Source organism: Streptomyces lincolnensis (genome assembly GCF_001685355.1).
GTDB lineage: Bacteria > Actinomycetota > Actinomycetes > Streptomycetales > Streptomycetaceae > Streptomyces > Streptomyces lincolnensis.
Map to the genome: position 1 here is coordinate 169,090 of NZ_CP016438.1, position 12,964 is coordinate 182,053.

Sequence of the window (12,964 nt, forward strand, 5' to 3'; positions counted from 1 at the left end):
CACATCTGTCCATCCGGGCCGGGGCCGGGGCCGGGGCCGGGGCCGGGTACAGCCTTTACGCCATGAACGTCATCGAGAACGTCGCGTCTGGTCTCCTCGTCGCGCTGATCATCTGGGGCACCCGCCGGGCGGGGCTCCACTGGCGCCGGCGGCGCCCTCGACGCGCACCGGACCACGAAGCCGCCGACATCTGATGCTCAACGCCCGTACGGCAGAGGAAGGACACCGTCACATGGGCCAGTCAGGGAAGATCAAGCGGCCGGAACTGCCGGACTCACGCAAGGCGCTGCGCGATCAAAACGTGGAACTGCACAACCCGCACACGCGGGCAGGCTGCCCCACCACCCGGAACATCACCAAAAGCCTCGACGGCCGGTTCAGCACACGAACATCCACAACGCCCTCAGCAAGCCGGAGCTGCCCGGCTTCGACGTGGTCATGGCCGTCGCTGGTCAACTGGCGTACCGCGTACGTGACTGGGACCCGGGGCCGACCTCGAGGAGAGGCTGGACAGATCCGATCAGCGGATTGCACGGCTCTGGCACGAGGCGCACGAGGCGCACGAGGCGCACGCGGAGGCTACTCGCGCCAACCAGGGCGAGCCGCCACCCATGGCCGATGCCACCCGGGGTCTGGCCGGGCGAGGCGTTGCCGGGCATGCACGTCGGGCCGGCACCGAGAGCGGTGCCGGCCCGACGTGTCGGCGGACGCGGGTCCAACGCGCCTGCCAGGGGTCCTGGAACGGGTTCGGGCTTGCGGCCCGTAGCCGTCAGGAGGACACCGGCGGACTTGCCGACGGTGTCGTGCTGTCGACCACCGTCTTGCTGAAGGGGCCTAGATGTATTGATCACGAGCGTTGTTAACGTCGGCCGGGCAGGCCCTAGACGTACACGTCGTACGTCTTGCAATAGTCCTCTCCGCAGCCCTTGATCTGGGCCCTGTCGAACGTGCCGCTGGGGCTGTTGAGGGTGATCTCGGTGTCGCTGTGACGCCATTGCCCCCACGCGTTGCCGTGGACGCGAAGCCACACGTGGCCTGCACAACGGCCGTCACGGCGCTTGACCGCGGCGACCTTTGTGGTCGTGAGACCTACCTGGTAGGTGGTACCGCAGGGCCGGGTGAACTTCCCGGAGCCATCGAGGAACTTGACGCCGGTGTCCGGACGGCCGGTGTCCGCGGATGCGGTGGCAGTGGCGAGCATGACGGCGGCTGCGGCTCCGAGAGCTGTGGTGATGCGCTTACGCATTACGGTTTCTCCCCCGATTTGTGGTGCGCGCGTTCGGCGCGGTCAGTCAACCGCGGCCAACGTAGTGGGTCTGCCGCTCACGGCGTACCTATAACTCTCCAGGGTGGGCGGAGGAGTACACAGTCGGCCCGGGACACCGCGGTGTCCCGGGCCTTTATGGTGGGTGGGGCGACAGGGCCAGCGCCGTCTCCCCCGCCCGGCCCGGCCCGGCCGTCCCACAATCGGCCCCCGTCAAGCCCTCTTCACCAGCACCCCCTCCGCTGGCGCCACGACCTTCGGCACCGCCGCGTCCAACTGCTCCCCCGCCCGGCCGGACATGCCGAGTGTGGTGGCCGTCTGGCCGACGCTGAACCGGACGCGGCGACGGGGCACAGCTGCGCGCTGTCGGCGAACTGGACCTGGCCTTGTCAACGCTTGCGCGCGGACGGAGGCAGCGCCATGTCCATCAGGCGGTTGATGAGGTCCTGGCCGAGGCCGCTGTCCATGTGAAATGAGTGACGCAGTACGGCGCCGACTTGGGCCGGGTCGAGTTCGAGCCGGACGTGGGCCTCAAAGCAGATGGTTCCGAGGATGCTCGCGGTGCTGTCGGGGTGGTGCTGGATGTACCAGGTCAGCATCTTCACTGTGTCGGCGGGAAGATCAAAGAGAGTGATCTCCCCCTTCGGGGTCTGCTTGTTCCGTTCGACGTCTTCGGCGAGGTGGCCGATGACGGCGTCCACTAGTACTCCGCGGAGGGCGGAGCCTGGGGTCATGAACGAGCATGGCTCTACATCGTGCTGACAACAGCCAGTGTCATCGTCGGTTCCAGCGTCAGCGGCTACTGCTATTGGATCCAGCGTGGCTCGACCAGGCTCGCGGAGCAGAGAGTTGCGGACATGTTCCGCTCGCCAGATCCATCGAATGATCAAACCGCTTTGTGAGTGCCTAGTGCTGTGACCGCGTAGGTTCGCCGGGTTGGTGGTCGTGGCGGTTGGATGTGCGGTGACGTCCGATCCGGCCGCTGGAGACGCGGTGGCTGAGCCTGTCCGTGTGCGCAGACTGACCGACCAGGAAGGTCAGCGGCTGCAGCAGATCGTGCGTCGTGGCAGCACGAGTTCGGTGCGATACCGGCGCGCGATGCTGCTGCTGGCCTCGGCCGGCGGGAACCGTGTGCCGGTGATCGCGCAACTGGTGCAGGCCGACGAGGACACCGTCCGGGACGTGATCCACCGGTTCAACGAGATCGGCCTGGCCTGCCTGGACCCTCAATGGGCGGGAGGCCGTCCCCGCCAACTCAGCCCTGACGACGAGGACTTCGTCATCCAAACGGCCACCACCCGACCCGCCAAGCTCGGCCAGCCCTTCACCCGCTGGTCGATCCGCAAACTCGCCGCCTACCTGCGTAAAATCCACGGCCGGATCATCCGCATCGGCCGCGAAGCATTACGCTGCCTGCTCGCCCGCCGCGGCATCACCTTCCAGCGCACCAAGACCTGGAAGGAATCACCAGACCCCGAGCGCGACACCAAACTCGACCGCATCGAGCACGTCCTGGACCGCTTCCCGGACCGCGTCTTTGCCTTCGACGAGTTCGGCCCGCTCGGCATCCGCCCCATTGCGGGCTCTGGCTGGGCCGAGCAACGGCGTCCCGACCGGTTGCCCGCCACCTACCATCGCACCCACGGAGTCCGGTACTTCCACGGCTGCCACTCGGTCGGCGACGACCGCTTGTGGGGCGTCAACCGCCGCAAGAAGGGCGCCGCGAACACTCTCGCCGCGCTGAAATCGATCCGCGCCGCACGGCCCGACGGCGCCCCGATCTACGTGATCATGGACAACCTGTCCGCCCACAAGGGCGCCGACATCCGGCGCTGGGCGAAGAAGCACAAGGTCGAGTTGTGCTTCACCCCGACCTACGCCTCGTGGGCAAACCCGATCGAGGCACACTTTGGACCGCTGAGGCAGTTCACCATCGCCAACTCGAAACACCACAACCACACCGTGCAGACCCGCGCCCTGCACGCCTACCTGCGCTGGCGCAACGCCAACGCCCGCCACCCCGACGTGCTCGCCGCCCAGCGCAAGGAACGCGCCCGCATCCGAAGCGAGAGAGGCATCCGCTGGGGAGGCCGACCTCTTCCAGCAGCAGCTTGATCAGACAGGAACTTCAAATATGACTTCGAGGCCGTCTTCCTCGTCCCATTGCTCTCCGACCTCCACAAAGCCAAACCCCGAAATCGTGGCCAGGGATGCGGCGTTGTCAGGACTGATCGTCACCCGCACGGTCCCGACTCGGGCTTCGGCAACGGCCCGATGCACCAACGCGGTCAGCATCGCCCTGGCGTAGCCCTGACGACGGTAGACGGGGACCACCGAGTAACCGAGCTCCACCATCCCCGCCTCATCTGGCGGCCCATGGAACCCGGCATACCCCACGACGGCACCTTCCGGCTCGGCCACCACAATCTCAGTGAGCCACCCCGTGTAACCCGGGTCCGAGGTCAGCTGATTGACCCGATACTGCCACACCCACTTTGCCGTGTCCGTGACGAAATACTCGGTGAGAGCGACACCTGCTTCGGCACTCGCGCGAGCCAGGTCGTCCTTCAGCAAGGCCCTCATGGTCGTGCTCGACAACTCAACAAATCGCACGGACTTCGGGCTCGTGGGTGCCGGGGTCCGGCGCTCGACTTTGTCTGTCACAGCTCGAATCGTCGTGGAGAGTCCAGGACGTGTCCAACTGTTTCCACAGGGACTGATGCATGCCCCGCCCAGATCGCGCCCCATCCACTCGTCCCTACCTGCGCCCCGGTGAACCTTCCCGGTCAGAGCACTAGCTGTTCCGTTCACAGAGGTTGGTAACGATATAGCTCTGGTTGGCCCCCGTTGACATCCGTGGAGTCGGGTGGCGAGGAGGTTCAGGGCGTGGGCGCAGCTGGTGGCGTGTTGCGAACCCCGGCGGCGGCTCGGGCCAGTGCGGCGAGGGCCGATGAGTGGTGGCCAGTCGGCCATGCGCGCACGGTCGTGATGTCCGGGGCGTCGACGACGGGCACCGCGACATGGTCGGGCCACTGCCAGGCGCGGCTGGAGGCAGGGATGACGAGCAGGGTCTTGCCGAGCGCGACGAGCTGAGCGAGTTGTGACTGGGTGTGCACCTCTGGCCCGGGGCCGTCGGGGTAGGAGCCGTCGGGCCGGGGCCATCGGGCGATGGGAAGGTCCGGCACGTTGCCGACGTCCGCAAGGGTGAGCTGGGGACGTGCGGCGAGCGGGTGTCCCGACGGGAGGAGTGCGACTTGGCCTTCGGTGCAGAGGTCTTCGGTATCGAACCCGGCCAGGTCGTCGACCGGCCGGTGCATGAGGGCCACATCTGCGCGCCCGCTGCGCAGGAGCCGTGCCTGCTCGCCGACCTCGCACAGGACGACTTCGACCGGTGCAGTATCGGTGTCGGCTGCCGACGAGGCGAGGAGTCGTTGCAGCAGTTCGTGTGATGCGCCGGCTTTCGTCACCAGGACCAGTGGCCGCTGGAGATCCTCTGCCCGCCGGGTCCGGTGCGCGGCAGCCGCGACCGCATCGAGGGCTACCCGGGCTTCGCGCAGCAGGACACCGCCGGCGCCGGTGAGGGCCACCCCTCGTCGGTCCCGGTCCAGGAGCTGGACGCCGAGCCGACGTTCCAGCTGCCGGATGGCGCGCGACAGCGGCGGCTGCGCGATCCCGAGCCGCTGGGCCGCGCGCCCGAAGTGCAGCTCCTCGGCGACCGCAACGAAGTACCGCAGCTCACGGGTCTCCAGGTCGTCCATGCGCATACCCTATCCACCTTGTGATACCCGCCGGGTATCACAGCGTACTTGATCGATATTGGACGAAACGGACGCCGCGCGCGGAGCATGGGCAGCGTGAACAACACCAAGACAGCGCTGGTCACCGGCGCGAACAAGGGAATCGGCTTCGCCATCGCTCAGGGTCTCGGAGCCCTTCACTTCACCGTCGCCGTGGGCGCACGTGACGACGCCCGACGCAAGGAGGCCGTGCAGCGGTTGCATGCCGCAGGCATAGATGCGTTCGGAGTCGCCCTCGATGTCACCTCCGACGCCAGTGTCGCCGCAGCGGCGGCGAGCATCGAGAAGGAAGCCGGGCGACTCGACGTCCTCGTCAACAACGCAGGAATCTCCGGCCGGTTCGCGGACGGGGCGCAGGACCCCACGACCCTCGACCTCGACGCCCTGCGCACAGTCCTGGAAACGAACGTGTTCGGGGTTGTACGGGTGACGAACGCGATGCTCCCGCTGCTCAGCCGTGCCGCCTCGCCCCGGATCGTCAACATGTCCAGCAACATGGGCTCGCTGACGCTGCAGACCGGCCCAGTCATGGCCGCCTACGCACCCTCCAAGTCGATGCTCAACAGCGTCACAGCCCAGTACGCCCGCCGATTCGCTGACACGAACATCATCGTGAACGTGGCATGCCCCGGGTACGTCGCAACCGACTTCACCGGATTCGCCGGGGAACGAACACCCGAGCAGGGCGCCGCGATCGCCCTTCGCCTCGCCACCCTGCCCGACGACGGCCCCCGAGGCGGCTTCTTCGACGACAAGGGAGCCGTCGCCTGGTAACCCTGCGCGCGAGAGCGCCGAGGTGGCAGTGGGCGCGCCACGCACCCGCCAGGAACTGGGGTGGACCCCACACCACACCGACATGCGCAGCGTGATCGGCGAGCCCCGCCTGAGAGATGGCGACCCGCGAACAGCGCACGCGTTCCGCGCGAGCCCACCCACGTTTTCACCACCTGCTACCGAACCTCACCACTTGCCGGCGCCCATCCAACGGCCGGGTGCACGAGACATCACTCGTGCACCCGGCCATCGTCATCTTCCCAGCCAGAAAGACCCCACATGGTCCACCGCAACGCACCCCTGACCGAGACCGGCCGCCTGCGCCTGGCGCGGTGCGTCGTCGACGACCAATGGCCACTCCGTCGCGCGGCGGAACGCTTCCAAGTCTCACCCGTCACAGCGAAACGGTGGGCCGACCGCTACCGCGAGCAGGGACCCGCCGGGATGACGGATCGCTCCAGCCGCCCGCACCTCAGCCCGCGTCAAACGCCGACCCGCACCGAGCGGCGCATCATGAAAGTCCGCGTCCTGCGCCGCTGGGGCCCAGCCCGCATCGCCTACCTGCTCGGCCTCAATCCCTCCACCGTGCACCGAGTACTTATCCGATACCGGATCGCCCGGCTGTCGCACCTGGACCGCGCCACGGGCGGTGTCATCCGACGCTACGAGCAGGCCGCACCAGGCGACTTGATACATGTCGACATCAAGATGCTCGGCAACATCCCCAACGGCGGCGGCCATCAAGTGCTGGGCCGCCAGGCCGGTCGCAAGAACCGGATCGGCGGGGGCTACAGCTACCTCCACAACGCCGTCGACGATCATTCCCGCCTGGCCTAGAGCGAGATCCTCGCCGACGAGAAGAAGGAGACCGCCTCCGCGTTCTGGACCCGGGCGCAGAACTTCTTCGGCCAGGCCGGAATCACCGTCCAGCGCGTCCTGACCGACAACGGCTCCTTCTACCGCTCGCGCACCTGGGCCAACACGCTGGCCGACGCAGGGATCACCCACAAACGCACCCGCCCCTACCGCTCACAGATCAACGGGAAAGTCGAACGCTTCAACCGCACCCTCCTCGACGAATGGGCCTACGCCAAGCCCTACCTCAGCGAGCGGGAACGCCGCGACGCGTACCCCGGCTGACCAGCGACGTCCACCGTCTCAACGACAACATCACCCGCCCCGGGCAGTGGAATCCGGCGCCCACCCGACGCGACAGCCGGGCCGCCGGCCTGCCCACCAACGGCTCCGGAAAGCGAAAGGGTCCACCGACTCCGTCGACGGGCCCTCGCGAAAGATCGAGGTTAGCGAGTCGTTTGGCGACAATTTCGGGAGTCTCGTTCGCTGCCCTGGCATGATCAACAGAAGTCAGTTTTGATGTCAGGCTGGAGCCGCCGATGGATGTGACCGAGTCAGGGCATGCCGCGCGAGTGTCCGCTTACGTGGCCGTGGGAGCACGGCTGTCCCTGTTCAGTGACCGTCGGCTTGAGGATGCGGTGTCCGCTGCGCCGAGTCTCGGCTCCGGTATCGGCGGTAGGTCGGCGGAGATGGAAGTCGAGGGGATACGCGTTTTCGTCAAGCGGGTCCCGCTGACGGACATCGAGTTGCAGCCGGAGCACGCGCGGTCGACCGCAAACGTGTTCGAGCTTCCTCTCTTCTACCAGTACGGGGTGGGGTCGGCGGGGTTCGGTGCCTGGCGTGAGCTGGCCGCGCACATCATGACGACAGGCTGGGTACTGAAGAACGAGTACGCGGATTTCCCGCTGCTGTACCACTGGCGGGTATTGCCTGACAGTCCCCCTGTCGGCTTCGTTGATGGGCTCGGCGGCGTTGAGGGGGCCGTAGCACATTGGGAGGGCTCGTCGGCCGTGCGCCGTCGGCTGGAGGCCATCGGGAGGTCCTCCTTCAGCCTGGTGCTCTTCCTGGAGCATGTGCCACAGACGCTCGCCGAGTGGCTCGGCGACAGCCGTGATGCGGCCCCGTCGGAGCCGGGAGGCGAGTCGCCCTATCGATGGGTCGAGAATGCGCTGCTGCGGGGGACAGAGTTCATGAGTGCGCGCGGACTGGTCCACTTTGACGCGCACTTCGCCAATCTGCTCACCGACGGCCAGCGGGTGTACTTCGCGGACTTCGGGCTCGCATTGAGCCGCGATTTTGAACTCTCGGCGGAGGAGCGCGATTTCCTCGCTGATCACCTCGTGTACGACCGCTCCCACGCACCGAACCACCTGCTTCGCTACCACCTGCCAGCCGGCGTGCGTCGTGGCACCGAACACGGGGCCTTCCTGCGTGAATGGGTCGACGGCCACCAACCCGCCGACGTTCCGCCCGACATCGTCGAGATCATCGACCGTCACGCTTCGCATGCAATCGTCCTGGACGACTTCCATCATCGACTGCTTACGCAGAGCAAGCGCACTCCCTTCCCCGCGGCTGAGGTCCAGCGGGCCCTGGCTGGCGCATCAAGGTCAGGGGAGTGAGGGCCCATTGCTCCGCTCTGATCAGTCGACCGCGGCGCGTTCGGCCTGTGCTTTGGTGTGGGCGAGGCGGTAGGACTCGGTGCCGGTCTGGATGATGGCGCTGTTGAAGGACAGCCGGTCGACGATGGGCGCACAGAGTCGAGGGTCGGTGAACGTCTTTGTCCACCCGCTGAAACTCTCGTTCGAAGCGATGGCGACGCTGTTCTTCTCCTCGCGCTCGGTCCCAACTGCGGGGAGGGGTGATGGATCGACATGTGCACTGCACCTGTTTCAATCGGGTCCTGACCTGGCGTCAGGCGTTTGTTGACTGGGTGCCAGTGGTTGTACCGATCATCGACGTACTGCGGTACTTCTGGTCCTCATTCAGAGCCCGTAGACCCTGCCGGAGGCCCGAAGCTCAGCAGTGAGCCCGGCCGACAGCAAGACGGCCGGGCTCGGTGACTGCTGTACTCGACGGAGGGTCTGGTTACCGGGTGCAACCGGTGGTCAGGCCCTCCGCGACGTTTCGAGGCGGCTGAATCTCAGCTCGTCCTAGTCCGTCTCATGGAGTCTCTGCATCCTACGATTCCCAGCCTCGCACTGCTCGACTATGGGTGCGTGCGCGGGGCCACGAAACCCCTGGACCTCCTGCTACCTGCCCTTCGCGAAGCCTGGCCGGTGCGGCGTGTGGAAGGACATCCAGGCCAGCAGAACCCGTCATAGGACTCCCTGTGAGCCGCCGGGCGGCTGCCGTCGTACTACCGCGGTGTGGAGGAGTGGACGGCGGCCCTGCCCGGAGCGTCCGGTACGGCCCACGCCGCGGTGAACCGGTGGCCGGTGGCGACGAGTCCCATCTGCTCGCCCAGGAAGTAGCCGCGGGGACTGGCCTCGTCGGGGATCCGCGGCGCCCGGCGCATGTCGAACGGCGTCGGGGTCAGCCGGGTCTCCCGCCAGGTCGCCGAGGAACCGGCGCAGTCGGACTGCTGAGGGCGGCAGCGCGCCAGCCAGCGGTCCGTCAGCAGTGGCGTACCCGCGTCGTTGTGGCGGAAGTCGGTGTAGGAGACGCCGACCGTTCCGTCACCGGCGACGTCCAGGGCGACGGTGAACGCCTGCTGGTTGGGCAGGGGGATGCCGGTCGGTGTGCGGTTCACCTTCACCGGCGCGGACCAGGTGCGACCACCGTCGTCGGAGGCTGCCAGGGCCACCGCGTCGGCGGCGCCGTCGCTGAACCGCGCGTCCTGCCAGGCCACCAGGATCCGTCCGGTGCGACGGTCGACCGCGGTGTCGGAGAGCAGGCTCGTGGTGTGCGAGACCTGTTCACCGGATTCGGGGTCCTGGAACAGCCACTTGGTCCGCAGATCGGCCACCTTCACCGGTGCGGACCACGTCCGGCCGCCGTCGGTGGACCGTACGGCCTGCAGGGTGAGCCGGTTGGTGATGGGGCCCTCACCGAACCGGACAAGGCTGTAGACGTTCACCAGGGTGCCGTCGTCCAGCACGGTCAGCCGGTGGCCGGAGGCCAGGTGCTGGTCACCGGAGTCCACGGCCTGTGTCGGGGGTTGCCAGTTGCGTCCGCCGTCGGTGCTGCGGCTGATCCAGGCGTCGTTGTGGGACCGCGCCTGCGCCGGGAACCGCGGGGTGACGACGTACAGCACGTTCGCGTCGCGCGGGTCCGCAACTGCCGGCCCGGACGCGACCCCGCCCTGGCTCGGATCGGTCTCCTTCATGATCACCGCCGGCCGCGTCCAGGTCCGGCCGCCGTCGTCGGAACGTACCGACATCCCCGCGCTGGCGGAGCCGTCAGCCATGGAGAGGCCGCCGGTCACCAGCAGGGCACCGTCGCCGGTGTACGTCACCGCCGGCTGGTCAACGTAGTCGTGGCGGCCTCCCGAGCACCTGGTCAGGTTCGGAACGACGGTGCGTTTCCAGGACTTTCCGCCGTTCCGTGTGACGGCGAGGACCAGGCCGCGCTGTCGGTCCTGCGGCCACACCGCGGCGATCCGGTGCGAGTCGCCCGGATCGGCGGCGAGTTGGGGCTCGATGGCACCGTCGGCCATCTTGCCGTCCAGCCCACCGGGCGCGCAGCCGGCGAACGGACTCGCCCCGGACAGACGCACCGGATCCGGCCCGCTTTCGCCGGCCGCCGCCCCGGCCGGCGTGCCGGACAGGGCGAGCGCCGGTAACAGGACCGCGGCGAGCACGGCCGAGGAACGCCGCGCGGTACGCCCGGTCGGGGAACGCCGCGAGGAATGCGCAGAACTGTGCATGGGATGCTCCTTCCAGAAGGTTGTCCCATCCTCGGAAGGCGCCCCCGCACTGTCGTCCTACACGTGGAGCTGTCACTCCTACTTCCCCCGCAGTAGGCCTACCGTCGGCCGCGGCCGCGGGTGGGCGGCTCGGGTCGGCCGCCAGCGGGGAGCACGGACGTGTCCTGCGGCCTGGTGTACCGCCGCGACCTCCTCCTCAGCCCCTGGCACGGGTCGGCGGGCAGCACGACCCGCACGGGCACCGGCTCAGAACCCACGGCGGTGAGGGGGCACTTCACAGCTCGCCCCGCAAACGGACCGCGACCTCGCCGAAGTCGACCTCGGCTTCGGCGCCGGCCAGGTGCGACTGCTCGATGAACACCCGCGCCGGGCCACGGCCGGCCTCGACCCGAATCTCCGGCTTCCGCTTGGCGACGTAGGCGCGCACGACCTGGTAGGACACGTCGTCCATCGCGTGCTCGTTGATCAACCGGCGATAGATCCGGACCACCGTGTGACGCTGCTTCCTCGGCGCATCCAGATCAGCCAGCAGCATCTGGTCGATCACCGGCTTGAACGGATCCAGCTTGGAACGGCGAGGCGCGTACGGTTCCCGAGGTTGCGGCCACGCCGAACTCAGCGCCTTCTGAACAGTCCGCCAGCCCACCCGGTACTTGCGCTCCAGCGCCCGGTTCGACATGCCCTCGCGGGAGTCGCGCCACAGCGCGGCGTACACCTGGACCTTCGACTGGCCAGGCGGCATCGGGGGTGCTCCTTCACTGAGCACATTCACCTTGCCACCGCAACCTCGCGAGTGACACTACTTCTCACGAACAACTTCCCAGCCAACCAGCCGGTGACATCCACTCGGACGGACAACTGACAACCCACAAACACCGTCAGAGCCATCCTTGCGAAAACCATTGGTGACCGGCTTGCTCCGCTGATGGACTGACGTCCTACCGTGAGTCTGCCGCGTGACGGAGGTAGTGGTTGTGACAGGCTATGGCGTGCTTGCCGAGGTGTACGAATGGCTCATCTCGGATGCAAAGTTGCCTCCAGCCGAGTTCGCTGCGTCGTTCGACGACGTCCTCAATCTCCTGCCGTCGAACGCTCACGTCCTCGACTGTTCGTGCGGAACCGGACAGTTGGCGGTTGGCCTCGCCGGTCGTGGCATGCAGGTTGTCGCAACTGACGCCAGCGAGGCGATGGTTCGTCGGACTGCAGAGTTGTCTGAGGAGTTCGGGGCATCCGTCCGGGCCGTACGGGCGAACTGGGAAGAGTTGCCCGACCATTTCCAGGACAACACGTTCGACATGGTGTTCTGCGTTGGCAACTCGCTTCACCATGCCGCGGGCGCGACAGGCAGGGGTGCTGCACTGGAGTCGATGTCACGGCTTCTGCGCCCCGGCGGGCGCTTGGTACTCACATCCCGCACTTGGGAACTCGTGAGGGCCAGAGGTTCCCGGCTGGAGATCAGTGACCGACTCGTCCGCCGGAACGGTCGCGATGCCGTCGTGGTCTACCGCTGGGAGATTGCGCCGCATTGGGAGGAGGAGCACCACATCGAGATTGCAATCGCGCAAGTTGATGCGACCGGGTTGGTTCTTGTCCGCTCGGAACTGCTGTCCTGCTGGCCCTACCGGTGCGAGGAACTCGAAGTCGAGCTGCACCGGGTCGGACTCCAAACGGAACTGAGCACGTTCGATCTTGAGGCCGAGAACTACATGGTGGTCGCGAGCAAGGTATAAACACCGGACTCTCAGTCCCTGGCCGGACCGCGCGGTTGCTCGCAGGACGCTTGCGCCCTCTCATCGGTGCGGGTTCAAGTGGTCAGCGCAACGCCTCGGACGAGGAGTGCTCGTCGATCAGACGGCGGTAGATCCGGGGTGACGGTGTGGCGCTGTTTCCTGGTCGCGTCCAGATCAATGAGCAGGATCTCGTCGATCAGCAGCGTGAACGGATCCAGCTTCGACGGCCGCGCCGAGGCGGTTGTCGTGCGTGGCTGCGGCCAAGCCGAGGTCAGGGTCTTGTTGACCGTGCTCCAGGTGACGCCGTACTTGCACTGCAACGCCCGGTTCGACATGCCATCGCGGGAGTCGCGCCGCAGCGCGGCGTACAACTCGACCTTCGACTGGCCAGGCGGCATCGGGGGTCTCCTTCACTGAGCACATCCAGCTTGACACCGCAACCCCGATGGTGACGTCAGAATTCGCGAACATCTTTCTGGGCCATCACCTGGTGCCGTCAGCTTTCACGAACAACTGACGCCACCAACTACCGACAGAACCAGGTGGCGATGCCTCGCCAGGCCTTCATCCTGTTGACTGCGCGCTCGACGGTGTTCCGTTCCCTGTAGAACCCGCACCTTCTTCAGGACGGGGATGAACTGCGGGCTGCCCGTCGCCTGGTCCGCCGTCGTTACGA

At 67.1% G+C, this 12,964-nt stretch carries 12 protein-coding genes and 2 pseudogenes; 6 read left to right on the forward strand and 8 right to left on the reverse strand.

The genetic code is table 11. The features are described 5' to 3' along the window. The first annotated feature begins 62 nt into the window (after positions 1-62). Positions 63-194 (forward strand): hypothetical protein, encoded by a 132-nt coding sequence (locus tag SLINC_RS49990; protein ID WP_257785176.1) that lies wholly within the window; start codon positions 63-65, stop codon positions 192-194. Positions 195-880: 686 nt separating this feature from the next. On the opposite strand, the gene SLINC_RS00760 is transcribed toward SLINC_RS49990, so the two are convergent. Both SLINC_RS00760 and SLINC_RS00765 read right to left on the reverse strand, forming a co-directional pair. Beyond that, positions 881-1,246, reverse strand: coding sequence for a hypothetical protein (locus tag SLINC_RS00760; protein WP_067425340.1), 366 nt, complete (start codon positions 1,244-1,246; stop codon positions 881-883). A gap of 407 nt (positions 1,247-1,653) precedes the next feature. Next, entirely contained in the window at positions 1,654-1,965 is a 312-nt protein-coding gene (locus tag SLINC_RS00765; RefSeq protein ID WP_067425344.1) for a hypothetical protein, read from the reverse strand. Between the two features lie 292 nt (positions 1,966-2,257). Here SLINC_RS00765 and SLINC_RS00770 point away from each other — a divergent pair, with 292 nt between their 5' ends. Then, positions 2,258-3,379, forward strand: coding sequence for an IS630 family transposase (locus SLINC_RS00770; RefSeq protein WP_310736522.1), 1,122 nt, complete (start codon positions 2,258-2,260; stop codon positions 3,377-3,379). Here the strand turns inward: SLINC_RS00770 and SLINC_RS00775 are convergent, their stop codons facing one another. Beyond that, complete coding sequence (locus SLINC_RS00775; protein WP_067444711.1) at positions 3,380-3,847, reverse strand: GNAT family N-acetyltransferase; 468 nt, start codon at positions 3,845-3,847, stop codon at positions 3,380-3,382. It abuts the gene before it with no gap. Positions 3,848-4,143: 296 nt separating this feature from the next. Then, positions 4,144-5,022, reverse strand: a complete 879-nt coding sequence (locus SLINC_RS00780) for a LysR family transcriptional regulator (RefSeq protein ID WP_067444714.1) — start codon at positions 5,020-5,022, stop codon at positions 4,144-4,146. 87 nt (positions 5,023-5,109) lie between these two features. Here SLINC_RS00780 and SLINC_RS00785 point away from each other — a divergent pair, with 87 nt between their 5' ends. The 3 genes and pseudogenes from SLINC_RS00785 to SLINC_RS00795 all read left to right on the forward strand — a co-directional run bounded on the left by SLINC_RS00785 (position 5,110) and on the right by SLINC_RS00795 (position 8,312). Then, entirely contained in the window at positions 5,110-5,835 is a 726-nt protein-coding gene (locus SLINC_RS00785) for an SDR family oxidoreductase (protein WP_067425350.1), read from the forward strand. A gap of 279 nt (positions 5,836-6,114) precedes the next feature. Continuing rightward, a pseudogene (locus SLINC_RS00790) lies at positions 6,115-6,969 on the forward strand (IS481 family transposase); the annotation flags it as partial. Positions 6,970-7,229: 260 nt separating this feature from the next. Continuing rightward, entirely contained in the window at positions 7,230-8,312 is a 1,083-nt protein-coding gene (locus SLINC_RS00795) for a protein kinase family protein (RefSeq protein WP_067425353.1), read from the forward strand. A 21-nt stretch (positions 8,313-8,333) separates the two neighbouring features. Here the strand turns inward: SLINC_RS00795 and SLINC_RS45555 are convergent. The 3 genes and pseudogenes from SLINC_RS45555 to SLINC_RS00805 all read right to left on the reverse strand — a co-directional run. Then, positions 8,334-8,534 (reverse strand): annotated as a pseudogene (locus tag SLINC_RS45555) (ATP-binding protein); the annotation flags it as partial. A gap of 515 nt (positions 8,535-9,049) precedes the next feature. Then, a complete protein-coding gene (locus SLINC_RS00800; protein WP_067425355.1) occupies positions 9,050-10,558 on the reverse strand; it encodes a sialidase family protein in 1,509 nt (502 codons plus the stop codon). A gap of 274 nt (positions 10,559-10,832) precedes the next feature. Beyond that, the gene (locus tag SLINC_RS00805) at positions 10,833-11,300 is read right to left on the reverse strand and encodes a hypothetical protein (RefSeq protein ID WP_067425358.1); all 468 of its coding nucleotides are present in this window, start codon (positions 11,298-11,300) and stop codon (positions 10,833-10,835) included. Positions 11,301-11,532: 232 nt separating this feature from the next. On the opposite strand from SLINC_RS00805, the gene SLINC_RS00810 reads away from it, so the two are divergent. Continuing rightward, on the forward strand, positions 11,533-12,288 hold the full coding sequence (locus tag SLINC_RS00810; RefSeq protein WP_067444717.1) for a class I SAM-dependent methyltransferase: 756 nt from the start codon (positions 11,533-11,535) through the stop codon (positions 12,286-12,288). A 74-nt stretch (positions 12,289-12,362) separates the two neighbouring features. On the opposite strand, the gene SLINC_RS47845 is transcribed toward SLINC_RS00810, so the two are convergent. Next, the gene (locus tag SLINC_RS47845; RefSeq protein ID WP_053753354.1) at positions 12,363-12,686 is read right to left on the reverse strand and encodes a hypothetical protein; all 324 of its coding nucleotides are present in this window, start codon (positions 12,684-12,686) and stop codon (positions 12,363-12,365) included. Positions 12,687-12,964: the final 278 nt, after the last annotated feature.